Genomic DNA, 22,942 nt, shown 5'->3' on the forward strand with positions numbered 1-22,942 from the left:
CCCCTATGCGTTTACTTTATTTTGATAAACGATTTTTACTTTGTTATCCAAATAGCTGTAATACTGCTCACAGTCGGAATAAGAGTCATGAGTGGTTAAAATAAATCCAGGGTAACCTGAAAAGTGCGGATATGGTAAAATGTCTGTCCCTTCAGTTATAAATTGAATAACCCTTTTTACTTCAGTGTCTCTACGCACGTCTTCCAAGCCTTGAATTTCTTTAAAAATCCCATGGCCTTGCACAGGGATAATGTAGTTGCCCACCACTTTCTTTCGTTTTCTTTCATTTTTTAATACAGGAGGTTTTAATCCTAATACATAGTGAAAAACTAGCTCGATATAGTTAATACCTGTACTTTCTTTTACGATATAATGAGAAATCCCAGACCCTCCAATGCGCGCTCCTATTTCAATCACATAAGGTTTTCCTGCTGGGTCCAAACGTAATTCAATATGAGCGGGGCCATTCTCAATCCCTAAAGCGGTTGCTGCTTTAGCTGCTTCTTGCGAAATAGATTCCCAAACGTTTTCTTCTAGGTGAGCTGGCGCTATATAAACACCTTCTTCAAAAAAAGGCCCTTTGGAATTTCCTTTGTATCCTATAGAGAGTACACAAACCTCTCCTTCTACAGAAAACGTCTCAATAGCAAACTCTGGTCCGTCTACAAATTGTTCAATTACCATGCCCGTTTTATTTTTTGTGAATTTACTTAGGTCTTCTTCATTTACGCGTCTCACTTTTTCTATGCTGTCAATCAGTTCTTTTTTATTATTCGCTCGTGATACACCTTGACTGGAAAATCCGTTAGAAGGTTTTACTACGACAGGATAAGGCAGTGAAAGATTCTTTAATTCCTCCGTATTTTCAACCTCTTTAAAATACGGAGTGTTAAGATCATTATCTTTTAAAACCTCTCTCATTTTCTGTTTGTTGCGACAGTTACTAATCACAAACGGTGATAAGCCCGGTAAGTTTAATTTTTCTGTCAGCTGAGCTACAAACTCTAACGCAGGCTCATATAATGTCATAATGCCGTCAAAAGGATTTTTGTGATGCTCTGCTTTAATAATCTCAAGAGCTTTGTCTGAGGTGTGAAATAAATCAATGGGTATGAAATTTTGTACGTTTTTAAGATGCTTAGGTTCTACTTCTTCTTGGTTATAAAAAAACGTCACTTTAATTCCGAGAGCTTCTGCTTCTTCAAAAATAAACGGTAAATATGTATTTTGTAACACAACTGCTAGATGCTTGTTTTGTAACGGCATTTACTTCCCCCCTACTTTTAAACAGCTCTTCACTGTTCGATGACTAAATTCTAATGATCGCTTCATATATTTGTCAATTTAATTTTATATAACATTAGGAATATATAGAATATTTGATATATTAGTAAAAAGTAAAGAAAAGAATGGTTTGTAGGGTTAATACTAAAGCGAAATTAAAAGCAGGAATTTTGCTATTTGATTATAAAGATATTGTGAGAAAAAATTTAACAAGAATTTTTCTGAAAAAAAGAAAGGTCGACATAGATTCAACCTTTCTTTTTTTATTTTTTTATTAAAATAGATATTAACCATTTATAAAGTTACATCTTTTTCAGCCATCTCATTTAGTATTCTTTTTAATGCCACGTCGAGGTTTAATGCGGGATCCTTTATATTCACTTCTTTCATATTGCTCTCCTTTTTCATAGATATATCCATTTTTCACTTTCTTGTTTGAATTTATGTGAACCCTTTTTGTTTACTATAACGAAAGAGAAAATAAAAAGAAAAAGAAGTGAACTTATAAGTTCACTTCTTTTTTTGACGTAACATTTATTTCATAGGCTGCAAATGATTATTAGCTTTTTGTTTTGCATCACGCTGAACGAAAAAAATGATGCAAAGCGCCAGAAGATATAAACATGCAAAAGCTGTTATGTACCAAAGCGCTGAGGTAATGCCGCTTGCGTCCATAGTAAAGCCAATAAGCGCAGGGAAAACAGCACCTCCAAGCCCTGAAAAACCAGTAATTAAACTAGTGACAATACGAGCAGATCCGGTAAACGTATGATTAGCATATACCATCGTTATCGAATAGATACCTGACATTGCAAGCCCTAAAAACCCTAATAAAATATAGCCTGCTACTGCTTCTTTTAACAAGATAAACAGCCCTAAACTCACAATTGTCCCTCCAATGCTGCCAAAAAGATAACGTTCGTATGTAACAATTCGAATAATCCATCCAGTAGCCACTCGTCCTATGAGCATAGCCACCCAAAAAACGCTTATGCTTAAAGTAGCCTGTGAGGGAATTACATCTAGATACACGATAAAAATAGACGAAAGAAAATTATTCATACTGCTTTCCACTCCGGCATACATAAAAATCATCACACTAAAAAGAGCGAGTATTTTCCACCTTTGATTTTTAGCAAGCACAGGCGCAGGTTCTGAGCTGGCATCTGAAGCATCGCTTTCTGAAGTTGAAACAGTCTCTTTTTCAAAAGGAATCATTTTACAGACCACAACCATTAGTAAAGCTAGTACACTTGTTATAAAAAATGAAAACCTCCAGCTGTTCTGTGAAATCAATAAGCTAGCTACTAACGGCATCAACAGCGCACCTAGACCGAATGATACTTCTAAATAACTCATAACAATAGCTCTTCTACCGATAAATACTTCCATCATTAAAGTAGCTACAACTACTTCCAATGCGGCTACACCAATACCGTTTAAAAAATTGAATGCAATAATCCACTCAAATGGAGGCAATAAAAGCATACCTATTTGTGATAGCGCTATCATTAGTGCGGAAATTGTAAGTAAATTCATTTCTCTGAAGCGTCCTAATAAAAAAGAAGATAGCGGAACTCCTATCAAAAATCCTAAAGAACCTAATAATACAAGCTGCCCGCCAACTGTATAGGAAACATGATAATGTATTAACAATTGCGGTAAGACGGATCCTACGGCTGTAATGACTAATCCGCCCAACAAATAAAGCGCATATGAAGCTAGCGCAAACTTTTTCATCTTCCCACTCCCTTAAATTCTCTAAAACTTTCTTTCTGTACTTAATTATAAAGCTTTTCCTTTAGTTGTTAACTGAAATTTGAGAAAAAAAACCATTCTTCCTACTCTACTTAATTTCCAGTCATTTATAAGATAAAACAAAAAGAAGAAGACAGGTGTCTCCTTCTTTTTTATTTTTCACTTTACAGTGATGCTTTTAAAATAGCTAAAATATCATCTTTATTTAGTTTCTTAAAGTTACCGAAACCTCCGTGCTCCATTTCACGAGCAGCAATTCCAGCAATTTCGTCTAGTCGCTCTTCTCCGATATCGTAATCTGCTAAGCGAGAAGGTGCACCAAGGCTTGACCAAAAAGCGCTTAGCTTATCGATTCCTTCTAACGCAATTTCTTTGTCACTTTTACCTGCAGTTTCAATATCAAACATGCTTGTCATGACGCGTTTCATACGAGTTACATCTTGATCTACAACGTGTCGCATCCAATTTGGGAATAGGATTGCTAAACCGCCCGCATGAGGAATGTCATATACTGCTGATACCGCGTGTTCAATTGTATGTGAAGCCCAATCTCCAAAGTATCCCATTTGAAGTGTTCCATTTAATGCGATTGTTCCGGAATATAAAATCGTTTCGCGATGTTCGTAGCTTTGCAGATCTTCTAGCAATTTCGGTGCTGTTTCAATTACTGTTTGTAATACGGAATAGCACATACGATCTTGTAAAGGCGTGTTTTTCACGTTATGGAAATATTGTTCGAACACATGACTCATCATGTCTACCATGCCGTAGATAGTTTGATCTCTAGGAACAGACATCGTGTTCACAGGATCTAGTATAGAAAATACAGGGTGCGTAACGGTGCTTCCCCAAACGTATTTTTCATTTGTTTCCCAATTCGTAATAACAGAATCAGGATTCATTTCAGAACCTGTTGCTGCCAACGTTAATACCGTTCCAAACGGCAGTGCTTTTGTAGCCGTTACTTTTTTGTTAATAATATCCCAAACGTCGCCTTCATACTCAGCTCCGGCAGCGATTGCTTTTGTGCAGTCAATAACGCTTCCTCCGCCGACTGCTAACATGAAGTCAATGTTTTCATTTCGGCAAATTTCAATTCCTTTTCGTACCGTAGATAGTCGAGGATTTGGCTCTACGCCCGCTAACTCATGTATATTTACGTTTAACTCTTTTAACAGCGTAAGAACTTGATCGTATAAACCGTTTTTCTTAATGCTTCCTCCGCCATATACAAGCAAAATATTTTTTCCGTATTTCGGGAGTTCTTCTGATAATGCTTGAAGCTGATCTTTTCCGAAGATTAATTTTGTGGGATTATGATAAATGAAACTTTCCATACTATCGTATACCTCCTAGTTGAATATAAAGTAAGTTGTCGCATTACGCGAACAAGAATGTAAGTATAAATGTAAAACAAAAATTTTTCAAGAGTTAGGTTCTCAAATCGCGTACTTTGTTTTGTTGAGTGATTAAAATAAAGAAAATGGCTTCCTAGACATAAAAAAGAGAGCAAGTAAATGCTCTCTTTAAAGCTCTTTATAAACCATTTTTCTATACGTAACAAAGCCTTCTTTTTCGTAAAAGCTCTCGGCAATTGTATTGTCACTCCAACAGTCTAACTCAATTGTAGTGATCTCTTTTTCACGAGCAATACTATAAATTTCTTTCATCAAACTCGAACCAAACCCTTTGTTTTTATAATGTTCGGCGATATTTATTTGATGAACATAAATTGACTCGTAAGCTTTTTTAAACACTGTCTCTGAATACTGCTTTATTTCTAGCCAAGCGAATTCCACATGCTCTCCATCGTCTTCTCCTAAAAGAAAGATAAATCTATCGTTTTTCATCGCTTTCTTAAAAAATTCATGTATCTTCTGAAAATCATATGCTTGAAAGTGCTCGGGGTATAATTCTACATGCAGTTGATGAACAGACTGATTAAGCTTGGCGATTTTATCAGCATCGAAAGTACGGCTAATCTTCAATTTTCTCTCTCCCACATATCTCGTATTTGGTAATGGTAGTTATGAATGTATTTCATTTAATATAGCCGGTGCGTTTGAAGTAAATAACAGATAGTTTTTATTGGTCGTTTTAATAAAAATTCGGTCAGTTGTTCCGTACGGAGGGCCAATTCGAATGGCATTCGCTTCTTTACCTCCGTACGTGTCATCTTCCGTTACTTCAAGAATGTCTTCTAACGGAATCGTAAAGTGTGCAATCTGCCATTTTATAATGAGGCTATCATTTATTTTTTGAACGCTAATAGCTGGTGTAAACATTTTATCCATCCCCTTTGGTTTCTATTAATCTTAACTTTGTCTCTCTGCAACGTGTTCTTTTATCCTTAAAATCGCTTCTTTCGGACAGCCTTGAAAATAGCCTCCGTGATAACAAATAACATGCTCAATCTCATAATTTAGAAACTTTTCGAGTGATTGAACCGCTTGGTCCATATTTAAGGTCGTTTGTTTAACAGGTCCCATTAGTTTTCCATTTACCAATACTAGAGCATCTCCAGCAACCAGCGTTTTTGATTTTCTTAAATAAAAACTAACATGCCCAGGCGTATGTCCGGGAGTAAAAATAACTTCAATACCTCCGCAGTATGGAAGCAGTTGATCTTCTTTTAATACTGTATCTACCTCAACTTTGGGAGGGTTTTTATATAAATATTTTATTTCATCAGGTATAGCTGCTAGTTCTTCGTTACTCATTCGGCTCGCATTCGTTTTAATAAGCGGAAGTTTTCCTTCAATGTACGGCTTATCAAATTCATGAGCATATACGATGATATTTTTATCTGAATTATTTCGTATATCAGTCGCACATCCTATATGATCTAAATCTTGATGTGTTAGAAGAATTACTTTTAGCTGTTCAATAGACATATTTAATTCGTTTAACGCCTCTTTAAGTTGATTGGTTTGGCCAGGCATACCTGTATCAATTAAAATCGCTTCTTCGTTATTCCACACTAATGTAGGATTTAATGTTATGTCTTGATTAAACGCTCTGGCAGTCAACTGTAGCATTTCAACACCTTCTGAAATTCTCATCACAAACCCCTTTTCCTATTAAAGTTACGAAGGTTTTAACCTCCCATAATTGTGCAGATTCCAGTGCTATTCTTGAATTTTATCAATAAACAAAATAAAAACCAGACTGGAAAAAAATCACTTTTTGTGTTATGCTATCTATAGAATGAAGCCTGATACGAATGATTTTTATAAGTAAAAAGGTGAGCCTTGTTGTCTAAGGCTCACCTTTTTTTATTTCTTATCCTCTTTTTGAATACACTCATGCAAAGACACAACCTTGGTTTTCTTTGCTATTTTATATCCCCACCACGTCGCTAAAAAGAGAGGCAGACCGATGTATGAGACCGTCAAGCCGTACCAATCAATTTTGTCGGAAAGTACCGCTTGATAGTTTTGTCCTAAAATAACAATGAGGCACATTCCAAATGCAAGAACAGGTCCTAGAGGGAACCATTTTGCTTTATAGGCTAGATCATTTAGATCTTGTCCTGAAGCAACATATGCTTTTCGGAAACGATAGTGGCTGACGGCAATACCAATCCACGCAATAAATCCGCTCATACCTGAAGCGTTTAAAAGCCACATATACATTTGATCACCAAAAACGGATGTTAAAAAGGCAAGACCGCCAATAATAGTGGTTAAAACAAGCGCATTTACTGGAATTCCTCGACGATTAATTTTCCGAAGCGCTTTAGGCGCTTGCCCTTCATTGGCCATTGACCATAACATTCGCGTAGAAGCATATAAACCAGATGTTCCGGCTGATAAAACGGATGTAAGAATAACAGCATTCATCACCGAAGCAGCTGCAGCAATTCCTGCTTTTTCAAAAACAAGCGTAAATGGACTAACCGCAATGTTATCCACATCTCCTCCTAGAAGAGATGGACTGGTGTAAGGAATGATAAGCCCGATTACAGCAATGGCTGCAATATAAAATAGAAGGATGCGCCAAAAGACTTGGCGAATGGCTTTTGGTATATTTTTTTGAGGGTTTTCACTTTCCCCTGCCGCAATACCGACTAGCTCTGTACCTTGAAAAGAAAATCCCGCGATAAAGAAAATGCTTAGTACGGACAGAAATCCGCCGTTGACCGGCGCTTCTTCTAATGTAAAGTTTTTAAAGCCGATATATTCACCGCCGAAGATGCCAAAGATCGTCAGAAGGCCCACTCCGATAAATACAATGATGGTTACTACTTTTACGAGAGCAAACCAATATTCAGATTCTCCATAGCTTTTTACAGATAGGAAATTAAGTAAAAAAATTAAGCCTAAAAACAAAGCGCTCCAGATAATACTTGGCACATCAGGGAACCAAAACTTCATGATAATAGCAGAAGCAGCTATTTCTACAGCGAGCGTAACAGCCCAGTTAAACCAGTAGTTCCAGCCGAGCGCAAACCCGAGAGCTGGGTCTACATAGTGACTGGCGTATGTTGAAAAAGAACCTGATACCGGCATAAACGTGGCCATTTCTCCAAGGCTAGTCATGAGAAAATAAACCATAATTCCAATAGCCCCGTAAGCAATCAGCGCTCCTCCCGGTCCAGCAGTTTGGATGGAAGATCCCGTGGCTAGAAATAAGCCAGTTCCTATTGAACCTCCAATGGCAATCATGGTCATATGACGAGCTTTTAAATGGCGTTTTACATGCTTATCGTCCTGTTTTTTTTCTTCTTCATTACGATTTATATCGACTGCTTCCATACTTATCCCACCTTCATAAAAGAACTATGCGAACATGTTTAACGTAAAGCGTATAAGAATATCCATCTCCTATAAAAAGTAGGAGATGGATCCTTTATTGCTCACTTTGAAAAATCAAAGTAGTTTCGTTTTAATAGACGAGGCAGGCTCATAAGCTGTTCGTACGTTACACTTTTTTCTAAGGCAGAGGTGTTGATTAAAAACAGTTGATCTTCAATGTGTCCAACTGTTTCGTCTGTTTGATACGTAATTCCACATTCTGAACATGTAATGGAAGGCGTCTCTTTAATTTCTATAGCTTTTGTACCGTCAGGAAGCTCCCAATAAACCGTTGCATCCGTCTCCTTGGCTTCATATGATTCGCACCATTGGCACTTCAATATTATTCCTCCTTCGCTCCCGCTGTTTCGTATTTTTTCATTTGCGTTTCAAATTTTTTCTCTTTTAATTGATCGCGCTTTTCACGCTTGTCTTTTAAAGAGCTATGCTCTGGATTTTGATCATACGTTTTCCGGCGGTCAAGACGGTTTAGACCTTCTGGCGTTAAGTTGAACTTTGTATCATCGATAATCGAAAGAACACCATTGCTTTCAAATTTTTCAAACACTTCAGGATATACTTTTTTATAAAATTCTTCTGCGCTTCCACTTTGGTAATTTTGCGGCTCTGGATAAGACGTAATAACACCTTCAAAGTTTCGAAGCACCACTTTATTGGAGCTTTGAGAAATAATATAGTTTGGCTGCAGCGGAATTTTACCGCCTCCTCCAGGAGCATCCACGATAAACGTAGGAACTGCATAGCCGGACGTATGGCCGCGAAGTCCTTCCATAATTTCTAGCCCTTTGCTGATTGGCGCACGGAAATGGCCGATTCCTTCTGATAAATCACATTGATAAATGTAGTAAGGACGCACGCGGATCTTTACTAAATCATGCATAAGCTGCTTCATGATTGGCACGCTGTCGTTAATTCCAGCTAAAATAACCGCTTGGTTTCCAACTGGAACTCCTACGTTCGCAAGCATTTCACATGCACGCTTTGATTCTTCTGTAATTTCAATTGATGTGTTAAAGTGCGTATTTAGCCAAACCGGATGATATTTCTTTAAGATGTTGCACAGATTTTCTGTAATGCGCTGAGGGAACACCACCGGCGCTCTTGTACCGATACGAATAATTTCTACGTGCGGAATATCGCGCAAATTTTTCAAAATATATTCTAAAATATTGTCATTGATTAATAGGCCGTCTCCTCCGGAAATTAATACATCACGAATTTGAGGGTTGGCTGCAATGTAATTAATCGCTGTATCCAGCTGTTTTTTTGGAACGCCCATTCCGATTTGTCCTGAAAAACGTCTTCTTGTACAATAGCGGCAGTACATGGAGCACTGATTTGTAACTAAAAACAGGACGCGGTCGGGATAACGGTGCGTTAAGCCAGGAACCGGTGAATCTTCATCTTCATGAAGCGGATCTTCTAAATCATACCTTGTTTTATGCAGTTCTTCTGAAATAGGAACGGACTGCATTCTGATTGGACATTTCGGATCGTTCACATCCATTAACCATGCGTAGTAAGGAGTGATATTTAACGGAATCGTTTTGGTTGCAATTTTAACACCTTCTTCTTCTTGAGGTGTTAAATTTATGACTTTCTTTAAATCTTCCAATGTTTTAATCGTGTTTGTCAGCTGCCATACCCAGTCGTTCCACTGCTCGTCCGTTACATCTTTCCAAAGCTCGATTTCTTTCCAATGTCTGCTTGCTTTATATAATGTATTTTTCATTTTATATTCCCTCCAAGGTTCATTTTTTGAATAGATGTTCTACTAAGAAATTGACCGCACCATATAATAGCGATCTTCTCCTTCGCCAAACTCTCCTGCTCGCGTTTCTTTAATCGTAAAGTCCATTTTTTTATACAGCTTAACAGCGCCTTCATTTTTTACATTCACAGTCAAACAAACACTTTCAAAATTATCTTTTTGTAGAATCGAAAATATCTCTTCTAAGAACAGCTGTCCAATTCCGCTTCCTTGTTTATCAGAGCGGACGTAGAACCCAAAGATATAAGCTTTTGTGACATCTTTGTAATCTCTAAGCAGCTCGCAAATGGCAATTGGCCTTGCGTCATTTTCCTGGAAATATTGAATGAGCTTTCCGTAGCGCGCTAAAGGTACAAGCGTCTGTTCATCAACGGCTCCCATGCCCGGAAACGCATCTTTTTCAAGTTCAATCATCATTTTTTGCTGCGCGGGACTTAACGACTCTGGGACTTCGATATAATACTGCTCTTTTAATGCATCCATTTTTCTTTCCTCCTTTTTTCACTTTCATATTTTGCATCTTGCAGCGGCCATATTGGACTTGGAAGGTGCTGATAATTAAAGGTCGTTAAGCGATTTGACGCTAAGCCTGGAGCATCCACATAGACGATAGACCCTACAAGCGGTTCAAAAGCGGCTCTGAAATGATTTTTAGCTTTTAAACCAATTATTTTTTTCCTTGCTGGCTCGATACCGATATGGCGAAAAAGTTCAGGATCGTTTGCTGATACCGGCCTTCCAATCAACAAAATATCCAATTCTCCTACTCGAATATGAGCTGCGCCTTTTACATTTACTTTTAAATGCTGATTAAACGGTCCCGAATTGTAAAACTCACCTTCTGATAAGCCAATGACCTTTGCTTCAACTTCAACGGGCTTTCCAAACTCAGGAGAAACTTTTCCTCCTAAGGAAAGAGAGACGTAGCTTCCAACTCCTGCTTGCACGCATTGTTTAATAGATTCAGGGTCATAAAGACCTCCAAACAGTGTCCCCGGCATATTTAGCTTCAGCATGTATTCTAAAAGCTCTGTTGTATCACCGCTTCCACAGCTTAAAGGATTGTCCGCTATATCAGCGAGCACAATTGGCTGTTCGTTTGATCGTTTTAACGCTGTTTGCAGACCTTCTTCAACGGTAGGCAAATCCATGATAAAATCTTCTTTTATACTCCAAAACTGAGAAGCTAGTCTATTTGCTGTTTTTTCTGCTGTTTCAGGATTCAAAGCTGTTACGAGCACGCTTGCTCCCGCAATTGGAATATCAGAATACGGAAAGCCTCCAAAAATGGAAACATTGTATACGTCTTCTTCTTGCTCGGCTTGCTTAGCAAGATCAATCATTTTTTTCATCGGCCCTTCTGCTGTTCGCATATTAATCGACGGCAAAAGCATGGGCAGTTTTTTTAAAGACGCATAATAGATAGCGCTTTCTTTTACTTGTGTTAAAAGCGCTCGCGCAGCGTTAACTCCTTGTTCATACATATCAACGTGAGGATATGTTTTAAAACCAAAGTGAAGCGACGTGTACGTAAGCATATCTTCACTGACATTTGCATGCATATCGAGCGTAGTGGCAATAGGAACGTTATTTCCTATACAGCTTCTTATTTGACCTAACAAATGAGCTTCCGGATCGAAAAGATGCTCTGCTACCATTGCGCCGTGCAAGGCGATTAATAAGCCATCTAGCGGGCCGGCGTGAGTAAGCATATGCAGCATTTGCTTTTCAATTGTGTAATAAGCTGCCGAAGATACAACCCCAGACGGAATTGCAGCTGCACAAACAAGGGGAACGATTTCTACTTGCTTCTCTTGCTTTAATACATCCAAAAATCCCCCTACTTCTGTTTTGGTTCCTGAGTATGCTTTATATATTTCCGTTCCAACAAAATATCCTTCTTGTACAAACTGTTCTATTTCTGTTTTTAATGGACTAAAGCTGTGAGATTCATGATAAAAAAAGGCAATGCCAATGCGATATGAAGACATGTGCTCCTCCTTTTCGCTAAGGTGCGAGATTAATAGTTGGTGTAGACAGACTTCCATTCTGTCATCACATCAAATGCATGATGAGAAACTTCCCTGTGGCCGTTGCCAGACATTTTCATTCCACCGAATGCTACCCCCATTTCAGCATTAGATGTTCCGTTATTGATATAGACTAATCCGCTAACAGCGTCTTTGGCAGCTCGGCTGGCATAGTGCAAGCTGCTTGTATAAATAGAAGTGGAAAGTCCGTACACCGTTCCATTATTGACGCTCATTGCTTCTTCGTAGCCATCTACTTCAATAAAAGCAAGCACGGGACCAAAAATCTCTTCTTGAGCAATTGTGTGATTTGAATAGACGTTATCGATGATTGTAGGCATGTAATAACAAGTTCCTAACTCTGATAAAGCACGACCTCCGAGCGCAATATTCCCACCTTCTTCTACCGCTTTTTGTACGTAATCTTCTACTAAACGGCACTGCTGTTCATTAACAAGCGGTCCTATTGCAACCCCTTCATCAAGACCATTTCCAATCTTCATTTCTTCTGTAAGAGCTATTACTTTTTTCAACAGCTCTTCTTTTACTGAACGCTCCACGATGACTCTGCTAGCTGCGGTACAGCGCTGACCCGTTGTCGTGAATGCTGATTTAACGATTCCCTCTGCTGCTTTATCCAGATTGGCATCTTTTAATACGATAACCGCGTTTTTTCCTCCTAGCTCTAAAGAAATACGCTTTAAGGTTTTGCTGCTCATTTCTGCTAATTGCTGACCAACTTCCGTAGAACCTGTAAATGAGATGATTTTCACTTCAGAGTGCGTAGCAAGCTTTTGTCCAACGATTCTGCCCGATCCTGTAAGCAAGTTAATCGTTCCTTTTGGAAGCCCCGCAGCGTGCAATACTTCCATAAAAATCTTCGCTGAGAGCGCCACTTCTGAAGCCGGCTTCCAAACAACCGTGTTGCCAGCAATTAAAGCAGCAAACATTTTATAAGAAGCGAGAGAAACAGGAAAGTTCCAAGGTGTAATACATGCCACAACTCCAAGCGGTTCGCGCACCATTTTTATATCTCGGTCAGGAAAGCCAGCGGGCACTATTTCGCCAAACAAACGTCTTCCTTCTCCCGCCATATACTGAGCTGTTGCAATGACGACACCAACTTCCCCTATGGATTCTGTCAGTGGTTTTCCCATTTCTTTTGTCATCACTTGAGCTAGCTCTTCTTTTCTGTCTTCAAAAAGCAAAGCTGCTTTTGTTAAAAATGCTGCACGTTCAGGAATAGATGTATTTTTCCAGTGGCTGTAGGCTTTCCTAGCCGCGTTTACGGCAGCATCGACTTGACTAGCCGTAGCGGCTGCGCACATTCCGACGAGCTCTTGTGTTGCAGGGTTTATACTTTTAAAATAGGTTTGCTCCTCTTCACTTACCCACTCGCCGTTAATATATAAATCTCCTTGCAGCAGTTCGGTTTTAGTTTGACTCATATCGTTACCCTCCTTTTCATTTAAAAAGCTAGTTAATTGAAACTGCTTCTGTGATGACTTCTTCTAATAAAGACAGCCCTTGATTCAGCACGTCTTTATCAATATTCAGCGGCAGCATTAAGCGAATGGTTTGCCCTTTGACTCCACAGTTCATGATAAGCAGTCTTCTTTCCAGCGCTTTTGATTTAATGGCAGGAACATAAGCAGCTGCTGTTTCAACATGAAATTCAATGCCAATCATCATGCCAATTCCTCTAACCTCTTTAATAGCCGGTAAATGTCCGATAGAATGCTGAAGACGTTTCACAATATCGGCACCTACTTTTTCACTGCGCTCTACAAGCTTTTCTTCTTCAATGATTGAAATGTTAGCTAAAGCAGCTGCGCACGATACTGGATTTCCACCAAAAGTAGAACCATGTCCGGCTGTTGGCCATTTCTCATGCAGTTCTCGGCTTGCTACAATCGCTCCTAGTGGCATACCACCGGAAAGAGCTTTTGCTAAAACTAAAATATCTGGTGTGACTCCAGCATGTTCCGCGGCAAACATTTTTCCAGTGCGCCCGAATCCCGTTTGCACTTCATCAAAGATAAGCAGAATGCCATAATCATTCGCTATGTCTCTCAGTGCGCGTAAAAAGCTAGAAGGAGCAGGGTAATAGCCTCCTTCGCCCATGACTGGCTCAATAACAATCGCCGCTACGCGTGAAGGATCCACTCGCAGTTCAAACAGCTTTTGCAGTTGATTTAAGCAATATGCTTCCGCTTCTTCCTCGTCAATATTAGGAAGCTGACTTGGATACGGATAAGGCGCGTGATACACTTCTCCCAAAATCGGCTCGTAGTAGCTTCGGTACTTGGAGCTTGAAGCCGTAATAGCTGTAGCTCCGAGTGTACGGCCATGAAAAGAACCTTCAAAAGCGATAATCCCTGGTCTGCCAGTGGCCGCTTTTGCTAACTTAAGCGCTCCATCAATAGCTTCTGCGCCTGAGTTTGAAAAGAAAACCGTATCTAAGTTTCCTGGCGTAATTTGCGCAAGTTTTTCTGCCAAATTCACAGCTGTTTCGTAGTATCCGTAATTTAAACCGAGGTGAAGCAGCTGATCTGCTTGTTTTTTAATTGCTTCTACCATCTTTTCATGTGTATGACCTACTGCATTGACAGCTACTCCTGATACAAAATCAATATATTCCGTGCCATCAGCTGTCCAAAATTTCGCACCGTGCGCTTTTTCAATAACAAGCTCTGTTACTCTTGTCATCACGGGTGATAAATGTTTTTTGCCTTTGATTTGAAGCTCTTCTGTTTTATTTTGCACTTTCATATGACTCATCCTTTCTTATGTGCTGATGAAAAATAGAAAACGCATGATCTAGCAATCTCACTATTTCATCAACTTCTGATTTCGTTATATTTAAAGGAGGACTAATAATGATATGTTCTCCTTTATGTCCATCTATAGATCCGGACCCTGGATAAAATACGCCTCCAAGCTCCATACAAATTTCATTGAGCTTTTCGCTGGCTGCTTCACCTGGCTCGAAAAATATCTGTTGATTGGCGTCTTTCATTAGTTCTAATCCAATTAAAAGTCCGCGGCCACGAATATCTGAAATATACGGATGCTTGCGCTGCAGCGCTACTAAACATTCCATTAAATACGCACCTTGAGTTTCTACATTTTGAAGGATATTTACTTCTTCATACATGTCCAAAGCAGCAAGTCCTGCCGCTATCGAAACAGGATGTCCACTGTACGTATAGCCGTGAAGGAATTTTCCGCCGCTATTTTCTAACAGTCCTTGAATCAGACGGTCATGGACAACCATTCCTCCTAAAGGAGCGTACCCTGCTGAAACTCCTTTACCAAACGTTAGAATATCCGGTTCGATTCCGAATTGTTCCACTGCAAAATCAGTTCCCGTTCTCCCAAAGCCTGTCATCACTTCATCAACAATCAAAAGAATGTCATAACGGCTGCAGAGCTCACGTACTTTTTTGAAATAGTCAAGCGGAGGTACAACAGCTCCTTGCTGACTTCCTACGATGGTCTCTGCGATAAAAGCTGAAATATTTTCTGGACCAAGCTCTAAAATGGTGCGTTCAATATCGGTGATGCAGCTCCAATTTTGATTTGCCACGCAGTCTTCTTGATTGCGATTATACGGACAGCGATGACAATACGGCGAATAGACGTGCGCAAAATGTAAAAGATTAGGTGTATAAGGATATCGTCTTTTTACGTCTCCTCCAGCTGATAGTGCCCCTATCGTGTTTCCATGGTAAGACTGCCACCTTCCGATTACGATGTGTTTTTGCATCTTTCCGGCATCCCTGTGATATTGCCTTGCTAATTTTAATGCACTTTCATTTGCTTCTGATCCTCCTGATGTAAAATAGACTTTGTTTAAATGAAGCGGCGCCATTTCTCCAATTTTGCCTGCAAGTTTATGCAAAACATCCGTTTCAAAACGTAATGTATGAACAAACGCCGCTTTTTTTGCCTGCTCCGCCATCGCCTCGGCTATTTGCGCAATGCCGTGCCCTAAGTTTGCCGCCACGGCGCCGGAGCAGCCGTCTAAATACTTTTTTCCTTGTTCATCTATTAAGTAGCTTCCTTCACCATGCGTAATCATTGGATACTTTTTTGTTAAATCTCTATGAAAAACATAATCTCTTTTTATTTCGTCCATCTTTCCACCACCATCGCCATTCCTAATCCTCCTGCAACGCAAATAGTAGCCAGGCCGTATCGTCTTTTTTGCTTGTGGAGTTCATGACACAGAGTTGTGATGATTCTTGCCCCGGAGCAGCCTAAAGGGTGTCCAAGAGCAATCGCTCCTCCGTTTACATTCACTTTTTCTGATGTGATGTCCCATTCTCTTAAGCAAGCAATACTTTGAGCGGCAAATGCTTCGTTTAATTCAATCAAGTCCATATCACCTAAGCTTAAACCAGCTTTATTTAAAGCAATTTGCGAAGCAGAAACGGGGCCAATTCCCATTTCCTTTGGAGAGACGCCGGCTGCGGCAAACGACACAATCTTTGCCATAGGCGTTAATCCAAGCTGCTCAGCTTTTTCTTCCGACATCAACAGCATCATTGAAGCGCCATCGTTTCTGCCGGATGAATTTCCAGCTGTCACCGTTCCATTTCTTTGAAAAACGGGCTTAAGCGTACCAAGCTTTTCTTTGCTAGTAAGACGAGGAAATTCATCTGTTGCAAAATGCCTCATTCCTTCTTTTACAGGAACCGGTATAATTTCTTCTTCGAACAAATCAAGTTCTATAGCCCGCCTAGCTTTTTCCTGACTATAAAAAGCAAACTCGTCCTGCTCCGTACGGCTAATGCTATACTTTTCAGCAAGCCACTCCGCCGTCTGTCCCATTGTAAACGTTCCGTATAGCGTTTCAGGCTGTGATTTTGGCTGACTTTCTGTATTAGAGTCATAGAGTGTTAAATCACCAACGTGAAAACCAAAACGAGTGCCTACCGTATAGTGCGGTGCTTGAGACATGCTTTCCGCTCCTCCGGCTAATACCACTTCGGCTTGACCTGATAAAATGGACATAGCTCCATTCATTACAGCCTGCATGCCTGAACCGCACTGGCGGTGCACGGTATAAGCTGGAATACGTTCAGAGAATTGAGCTCTCAGCCCGGCTACTCTCGCTATATTAGGAGCATGAGCGCTTTGTTTCGTCTGTCCGACAATGATTTCATCAACAATCTCTGAAGTATATCCCGCTGAAGACAAATTGTTTTTCATCACAAGAGAGACTAGTTCTTCTGGAAGCGTATCTGCAAGCGAACCGCCAAACTTTCCAATAGGGGTTCGAAATGCATTTACAATCACTGCCATTATGCCGTCACCTCATTGTTTTTATTAAATAATTTAGAAACATGAAAAGAAGCCTCTGTTTTTTGTTTTACTTCCTCTAAAGAAACACCCGGAGCTGTTTCAAGAAGTTCAAGACCAAGATGGGTTACCGAAAAGACAGCTAATTCCGTAATAATCATATCGACTCGTCGCTCTGAAGTAAGCGGATAGGTTAAATTCCTAACTAGCTTTGACTCTCCTTGACTATTCGTATGAAGAGTCGTCACAATCACTTTTTTCGATCCTTCTAATAAATCCATTGCTCCTCCTACGCCAAGAACACTTTTCCCAGGGACAGCCCAGTTCGCAATTCGCCCTGCTTCATCTACTTGAAGCACTCCAAGAATGGATACATTCACATGACCTCCGCGTATCATCGCAAAAGAATCAGCGCTGTTAAAAAATGAGGCACCTTCCAAGACCGTGACGGGAAGCTTCCCAGCATTCACAAGCTCTGGATCTATATAGGTTTCTTCAGGAGTAGGGCCAACGCCGAGAATTCCGTTTTCTGAATGTAAAAACACGTGAACATCGGGTGAAATATAATTAGCAACCAAAGTAGGAATCCCTATCCCTAAGTTCACTACATCTCCTTGACAAAGCTCTTTTGCAGCGCGCCCAGCAATATATTGTTTGACGTTCATCTTATTTTTCTCCTTTCACTACGATATAAGTAACGTATAAATGAGGAGTGATAATTTCTTCAGGAGAAATTTGTCCAACTTCAACCACTTCTTCTACTTCAGCAATCACGATATCAGCGGCCGTTGCCATCATTGGATTAAAGTTTCTTGCTGATTTGCTGTAAATAAGATTTCCGAGTCGGTCTGCTTTTTTAGCTTTTATAAGCGCTACATCTGCGTGCAGCGATTCTTGCAAAACATATTTCTTTCCTTTTAATACTCGTTCTTCTTTTCCTTCAGCGAGCTGAGTCCCTACGCTCACAGGCGTGTAAAATCCTCCAATGCCCGCACCTCCTGCTCTAATAGCCTCGGACATTGTTCCTTGCGGGATAAGCTCCACTTGAAGTTCTTGTTGTTGATAGGCATGCACAACTTCAGGATTGGAAGTGAAATACGAACCTATAGCTTTTTTTACTTGTTTTCTTTGAACCAATATACCCAATCCTTTTCCAGGTTCACCGAGGTTATTACTAATAATCTCTAAATCTTTAAGGTTTGATTTGGCAATCGCCTCAATTAGACTAAGCGGGCTTCCTACAAGACCAAATCCACCTACCATAATGCGTGCGCCATCAGTTATTTTTCCTACTGCTTCTTCGCGCGTGATGATTTTGTTCATTTTGTTTCCTCCTTTTCTTTTTATATTTCACAGCGCTTTACACGAAAAAAACCAAGCAGGACACAATGACTCCCCAAAGAAACAGGAACGTCCCCCATTCTTTGTAAAGCGTGTGTGTCTGCTTGGTTTTAATAAGACCATGAAAAGAGGTTGTCTTCTCACTTTATTCTAACCAAACGCTATGTAATTTTTTGATTCACATTATCCCAGTAACGTTGGATTGCAGCCTGAAGCGCTACGATAATCGCCTGTTGAGATGGAGCAAAATAATAATTTTGAATACGTTCAATAAGAGGTTCAATTCCATCTGCAAGGCAGTAACCAATAAGCAGCTTCCGGAAAAAATTTTGCGTCAGCTCCGTAATAAACGTAAACTCAGCATTTACAATTTTATGCTCTGTCAGATCCACTTCTAGTACAATTCCCGCATGCTTATACATTTCATACATGGAAGTTCCCTGTGGAGCTTTTGCATATCCTGTCACAATGACTGTATTCAGTATTTGCATGCCCCTTAATCTCCTTTTAAAAACTATTTAATTACTCCGCACATTTACACTAATAATTCTGAAAGGTCAAATGAGACTAACTCATATGCTTTTAGTTATGTAAGTGCTTTCATTTTTAAAAAGATATGTTCTTACACAACTAACATTTCGCCTTTTCTAGACAAAATCCTTCTTTTCTTTTAAAAAAACTTTCTATTTTTTTATTTATTCGGCTTTATTGAAATTTATTCGAATCTCCATCAAACTTTTCATCTGCTATACGGATGGACTCTGTTGGACAGCCTTCAAACGCATCTATTAAATCGTCTTCTAACTCTTGGGGCACTTCAACAGTGCCTTGATTATCATCAAGGATAACGAACGCAATTCCTTCATCATCATAATCATAAATATCAGGTGCCGCAGCTCCGCATGCGCCGCACGCAATACACGTTTCTTTATCGACTATTGTATATTTCCCCATGATCATTCTCCTAACTAAGTTTAAAAGTTATTACTTATTACCAGCCGCGTTCTTGCATACGATTTTCTGGTAATAATGATGAAATTTCAATTCCTTTCATTGCACTTCCTAGCCCTTTTGACAAGCTTGCAATGAGTTCATAATCTTGATAATGCGTTGTTGCCTCAACGATTGCTCGAGCAAATTTTTCAGGGTTGTCGGATTTAAAGATTCCTGATCCAACGAACACGCCGTCTGCTCCAAGCTGCATCATTAACGCTGCGTCCGCGGGTGTTGCTACGCCGCCTGCTGCAAAGTTTACAACCGGTAAGCGGCCTTCACGTTTAATTTGCAGTAATAGCTCATAGGGGGCACCTAATAGTTTGGCTTCTGTCATTAACTCGTCTTCATCCATGCCTACCACTTTACGTACTTGAGCGTTGACTTGGCGCATATGACGCACTGCTTCCACGATATTTCCTGTTCCTGGTTCGCCTTTTGTACGAAGCATCGAAGCACCTTCACCAATTCGTCTTGCTGCTTCCCCTAAATCACGGCATCCGCATACAAATGGAACCGTAAATGTACTTTTGTTAAGGTGATATTCCTCATCAGCTGGAGTAAGTACTTCACTTTCATCAATGTAGTCTACACCCATCGCTTCTAGCACGCGTGCTTCAACAATATGGCCGATTCGGGCTTTTGCCATAACTGGAATGGATACAGCGTTCATCACTTCTTCAACAATTGTTGGGTCTGCCATACGAGACACGCCGCCTGCTGCACGAATATCAGCTGGAACACGCTCTAACGCCATAACAGCAACAGCGCCTGCTACCTCTGCAATCTTTGCCTGTTCTGCATTGATCACGTCCATGATAACGCCGCCTTTTTGCATTTCTGCCATTCCCCGCTTCACGCGGTCCGTTCCATTTCTCACCATATTCAATTCCTCCTTTATATGTTCAAACACTTATTATGCAACTTCCATGCCAGTGTTAAAATATAGAAGAAATTAGTAAAAAGTACTGATTTTTATGCCGAATTATTAAGCGGTTTTTAAAAATTTGGCAGGCGAAAGCCAATTTTTTAAACTAAAACAGCTTCCATCCCTATTAGAGACGGAAGCTGTTTTATTAAGGAACTAACACTAATTTTCCGGTCGTTTTTCTTCCTTGAAGCAGACGATGTACATCTGCTGCTTCTTCAAGTGAAAATGTACCGCCCAGCATTAATTTTAACTGACCGGAATTCACGTAGTTTAATAGCTCATGCAGGCTTTGCTGATAAAGTGCTGGTTTTGCCATCATTTGAGGTAAGAAAAAGCCGAGAACCGACTGATTTTTTTCCATCAGGCGAGCAGGGTTAAACTTTACAGATTTTCCGCTAGCCATTCCGTAAAAAACGAGGCGTCCAAATGGTGCAAGACATTGAAGAGATTCATAGAATATATGCCCTCCTACCATTTCTAAAATAATATCGGCTCCTTTTCCTTCTGTTACTTCTAAAATCCGTTTTTCCCAGCCTGTTTCTGTATAGTTAATCACTTCGTCGGCTCCAAGATTTTTTGCAAGCTCAAGCTTTTCTTTAGAGCTCGCTGTAGCAATAACTTTTCCAGCTCCAAAAATTTTCGCAAGCTGAACAGCTAAGGTTCCGACGCCGCCTGCTGCTGCATGAACGATGACGATTTCTCCTTTTTCAAGGCGACCCATTGTTTTTAAAATATGATAAGCCGTTAGTCCTTGAAGAGGCAAAGCAACGGCCTGTGTTAAATCCACATTCTCCGGCAACGGAATAAGGCCTCTTGAATCTGCCAGCGTGTACTCAGCGTATCCTGTTGCTCGATTAGATCCCAGCAGTGTCACGACTTTTGTACCTACTTTTATCCCTTGTACATCCTCGCCTACTTCAACCACTTCGCCTGCTACTTCAGAGCCTGGAATAAAAGGCAGCGGCGTTTCGACTACATATGCTCCTTCGCGCCGCGCAGCGTCGGCATAATTAACGCCAATTGCCGCAACTTTAATGAGCACATCTTTCTTTTTAGGTACAGGGCGTGCAATATCGATAACTTGCAGAACATCAGGCCCTCCATACTGCGTGAATTGAATAGCTTTCATCTTTTATATCCCCCTCTTATTTCCCTTGAAATAGTGGCTTTCTTTTTTCTTTAAATGCAGATATTCCTTCTTGATGATCCCTCGTTTCTACCATAAGAACTTGCGTTAGCCTTTCTTGTTCAAGCACTTGTTCTAGCGTTAAATGGAATGAATCGTTGACGATTTTTTTCATTTTTCCGTACGCTTTCGTTGGCCCTTGTGATAAACGGCTTGCAAAAGACGTAACCTCATCTTTCAACTGATCTAACGGCACTACACGGTTCAAAAAACCGGCTTTGTAAGCCGTATCGGCATCCAGAGGCTCTGCTAAAAATAGCAGTTCTTTAGCTTTGTGGGGGCCAACGACTTTTGTGAGAAAGTAAAGACCTCCTCCATCTGAAATCAATCCCACTTGAGAAAAGCTTAATACAAATCGGCTTTCTTGTGATGCGATGATAAAGTCAGAGGCAAGAGCTAAATTAAAAGCAGCTCCTGCTGCAAACCCATGAACTGCTGAAATAATTGGCTTCTCTAGATTTTGCATCGCTAAAATACATTCATTTAAACGGCCGATATGTTCATAAACATCAGCTCCCGATGCTTGGCCCATCGTTTTCACATCGCCTCCGGCAGAAAACGAGCGCCCCGCTCCATTTAATATAACCACTTTAATAGACTCATCGCTTTGTGCCTGTTTTATTTCAGCTGTTAACTTTTCAATCATTTCCTCACTGAATGCATTTAAACGATCCGGTCGATTTAACGTTAAAGATAAAATAGTCCCCTGCTTTTCTACTACTAAATCACTCATAATTTCGACTTCCTCCTCTTTGCTTTGTATTAAACGATAAGCCACCCGCCGTCTACTAATAAATCACTTCCCGTCATATACGATGCCTCTTTAGACGCTACAAAAGCAATAACATTTGCAATTTCATCTGGTTTACCTACACGTTTTAAAGCCGTATTTTTTTCGATTGCCTTAGTGAAGCGCTCATTTTCAAGTCCAGGCTGTGTTAAAGGTGTTTCTACGAATCCAGGAGACACAGAGTTTACTCTGATTCCGTGAGGTGCTAATTCAAATGCCATTGCTTTTGTAAAGTTGATTAAAGCAGCTTTAGCAGCGCTATAGTGGGGAATTTGCGCACCTGCTTTATGTCCTGAAAGAGAAGCGATGTTAACAATAGATCGATTTTCTGCTATTTCTTCAGTTAAAATAGGAATCAAATGTTTTGTTACAAGAAATACGCTTGTTAAATTGACGTCCTGCACCTGTTTCCACTGTTCAAGCGTTGTTTCTTTGATTGTGGAATTAACAGATCCGCCTGCGTTATTAATTAATAAATGAATTTGTCCGTACTTTTCTTTTATAAACTCAGCAAGCTCTTTGACGTCTTCTTCTTGCGTTACATCAGCTGGGAAAATATCTGTACATTTTCGTTCACACCGTGTGTCAATAGCGGATGCAGCCTGTATTAGTTTTTCTTTCGTTCGCCCGACAAGAATGACGCGAGCGCCTTCTTTCGCCATTCTTTGAGCGGTCGCTTCTCCAATGCCGCTTCCAGCTCCTGTAATAACAGCTATTTGCCCTTCAAAACGCAG

Annotated in this window: 23 protein-coding genes; all 23 read right to left on the bottom strand. The window is 40.1% G+C overall.

The window, feature by feature from the left end:
* Window positions 1-3: 3 nt before the first annotated feature.
* Complete coding sequence (locus tag ACXAE4_RS15975; RefSeq protein ID WP_099331004.1) at window positions 4-1,266, bottom strand: ATP-grasp domain-containing protein; 1,263 nt, start codon at window positions 1,264-1,266, stop codon at window positions 4-6.
* A gap of 552 nt (window positions 1,267-1,818) precedes the next feature.
* Window positions 1,819-3,024, bottom strand: coding sequence for an MFS transporter (locus ACXAE4_RS15980; RefSeq protein ID WP_099331003.1), 1,206 nt, complete (start codon window positions 3,022-3,024; stop codon window positions 1,819-1,821).
* Window positions 3,025-3,206: 182 nt separating this feature from the next.
* Window positions 3,207-4,379 (bottom strand): iron-containing alcohol dehydrogenase, encoded by a 1,173-nt coding sequence (locus tag ACXAE4_RS15985; RefSeq protein WP_098112612.1) that lies wholly within the window; start codon window positions 4,377-4,379, stop codon window positions 3,207-3,209.
* A gap of 189 nt (window positions 4,380-4,568) precedes the next feature.
* A complete protein-coding gene (locus ACXAE4_RS15990; protein ID WP_098999329.1) occupies window positions 4,569-5,030 on the bottom strand; it encodes a GNAT family N-acetyltransferase in 462 nt (153 codons plus the stop codon).
* A 39-nt stretch (window positions 5,031-5,069) separates the two neighbouring features.
* Window positions 5,070-5,327, bottom strand: coding sequence for a SunI/YnzG family protein (locus ACXAE4_RS15995; RefSeq protein ID WP_028413327.1), 258 nt, complete (start codon window positions 5,325-5,327; stop codon window positions 5,070-5,072).
* 30 nt (window positions 5,328-5,357) lie between these two features.
* The gene (locus ACXAE4_RS16000) at window positions 5,358-6,104 is read right to left on the bottom strand and encodes an MBL fold metallo-hydrolase (protein ID WP_028413328.1); all 747 of its coding nucleotides are present in this window, start codon (window positions 6,102-6,104) and stop codon (window positions 5,358-5,360) included.
* A gap of 213 nt (window positions 6,105-6,317) precedes the next feature.
* A complete protein-coding gene (locus ACXAE4_RS16005) occupies window positions 6,318-7,799 on the bottom strand; it encodes an amino acid permease (RefSeq protein ID WP_028413329.1) in 1,482 nt (493 codons plus the stop codon).
* A gap of 101 nt (window positions 7,800-7,900) precedes the next feature.
* On the bottom strand, window positions 7,901-8,179 hold the full coding sequence (locus ACXAE4_RS16010; RefSeq protein ID WP_013057076.1) for a YokU family protein: 279 nt from the start codon (window positions 8,177-8,179) through the stop codon (window positions 7,901-7,903).
* Between the two features lie 2 nt (window positions 8,180-8,181).
* Window positions 8,182-9,591, bottom strand: coding sequence for a lysine 2,3-aminomutase (kamA, locus tag ACXAE4_RS16015; protein WP_028413330.1), 1,410 nt, complete (start codon window positions 9,589-9,591; stop codon window positions 8,182-8,184).
* Between the two features lie 42 nt (window positions 9,592-9,633).
* A complete protein-coding gene (locus ACXAE4_RS16020; protein ID WP_028413331.1) occupies window positions 9,634-10,113 on the bottom strand; it encodes a GNAT family N-acetyltransferase in 480 nt (159 codons plus the stop codon).
* A complete protein-coding gene (locus ACXAE4_RS16025; RefSeq protein ID WP_028413332.1) occupies window positions 10,101-11,621 on the bottom strand; it encodes a M81 family metallopeptidase in 1,521 nt (506 codons plus the stop codon). Before ACXAE4_RS16025 ends, ACXAE4_RS16020 begins: the two co-directional genes overlap by 13 nt.
* Before the next feature lie 29 nt (window positions 11,622-11,650).
* Window positions 11,651-13,108 carry an aldehyde dehydrogenase family protein gene (locus ACXAE4_RS16030; protein WP_475236364.1) on the bottom strand — a complete coding sequence of 486 codons (1,458 nt, stop codon included), beginning with the start codon at window positions 13,106-13,108 and terminating at the stop codon, window positions 11,651-11,653.
* A 28-nt stretch (window positions 13,109-13,136) separates the two neighbouring features.
* Entirely contained in the window at window positions 13,137-14,432 is a 1,296-nt protein-coding gene (locus ACXAE4_RS16035) for an aminotransferase class III-fold pyridoxal phosphate-dependent enzyme (protein ID WP_028413334.1), read from the bottom strand.
* Window positions 14,416-15,801: an aminotransferase family protein gene (locus tag ACXAE4_RS16040; RefSeq protein ID WP_098999327.1), complete on the bottom strand. Its 1,386-nt coding sequence runs from the start codon at window positions 15,799-15,801 to the stop codon at window positions 14,416-14,418. Before ACXAE4_RS16040 ends, ACXAE4_RS16035 begins: the two co-directional genes overlap by 17 nt.
* The gene (locus ACXAE4_RS16045; RefSeq protein WP_028413336.1) at window positions 15,789-16,970 is read right to left on the bottom strand and encodes a thiolase family protein; all 1,182 of its coding nucleotides are present in this window, start codon (window positions 16,968-16,970) and stop codon (window positions 15,789-15,791) included. The genes ACXAE4_RS16040 and ACXAE4_RS16045 overlap by 13 nt, the downstream gene beginning before the upstream one ends.
* Complete coding sequence (locus tag ACXAE4_RS16050; protein ID WP_028413337.1) at window positions 16,970-17,632, bottom strand: 3-oxoacid CoA-transferase subunit B; 663 nt, start codon at window positions 17,630-17,632, stop codon at window positions 16,970-16,972. Before ACXAE4_RS16050 ends, ACXAE4_RS16045 begins: the two co-directional genes overlap by 1 nt.
* 1 nt (window position 17,633) lies before the next feature.
* The gene (locus ACXAE4_RS16055; RefSeq protein ID WP_028413338.1) at window positions 17,634-18,290 is read right to left on the bottom strand and encodes a CoA transferase subunit A; all 657 of its coding nucleotides are present in this window, start codon (window positions 18,288-18,290) and stop codon (window positions 17,634-17,636) included.
* Window positions 18,291-18,469: 179 nt separating this feature from the next.
* A complete protein-coding gene (locus ACXAE4_RS16060; protein WP_013057066.1) occupies window positions 18,470-18,799 on the bottom strand; it encodes a DUF3870 domain-containing protein in 330 nt (109 codons plus the stop codon).
* A gap of 214 nt (window positions 18,800-19,013) precedes the next feature.
* Window positions 19,014-19,262: a ferredoxin gene (locus ACXAE4_RS16065; RefSeq protein WP_013057065.1), complete on the bottom strand. Its 249-nt coding sequence runs from the start codon at window positions 19,260-19,262 to the stop codon at window positions 19,014-19,016.
* A gap of 37 nt (window positions 19,263-19,299) precedes the next feature.
* Window positions 19,300-20,184: a pyridoxal 5'-phosphate synthase lyase subunit PdxS gene (gene pdxS, locus ACXAE4_RS16070; RefSeq protein WP_028413339.1), complete on the bottom strand. Its 885-nt coding sequence runs from the start codon at window positions 20,182-20,184 to the stop codon at window positions 19,300-19,302.
* Between the two features lie 193 nt (window positions 20,185-20,377).
* Window positions 20,378-21,361 (bottom strand): quinone oxidoreductase family protein, encoded by a 984-nt coding sequence (locus ACXAE4_RS16075; RefSeq protein WP_028413340.1) that lies wholly within the window; start codon window positions 21,359-21,361, stop codon window positions 20,378-20,380.
* A 16-nt stretch (window positions 21,362-21,377) separates the two neighbouring features.
* Window positions 21,378-22,151 carry an enoyl-CoA hydratase/isomerase family protein gene (locus ACXAE4_RS16080; RefSeq protein WP_028413341.1) on the bottom strand — a complete coding sequence of 258 codons (774 nt, stop codon included), beginning with the start codon at window positions 22,149-22,151 and terminating at the stop codon, window positions 21,378-21,380.
* Between the two features lie 29 nt (window positions 22,152-22,180).
* The gene (locus ACXAE4_RS16085) at window positions 22,181-22,942 is read right to left on the bottom strand and encodes an SDR family NAD(P)-dependent oxidoreductase (RefSeq protein WP_028413342.1); all 762 of its coding nucleotides are present in this window, start codon (window positions 22,940-22,942) and stop codon (window positions 22,181-22,183) included.

The organism is Priestia sp. ABM2_011 (assembly GCF_056158845.1).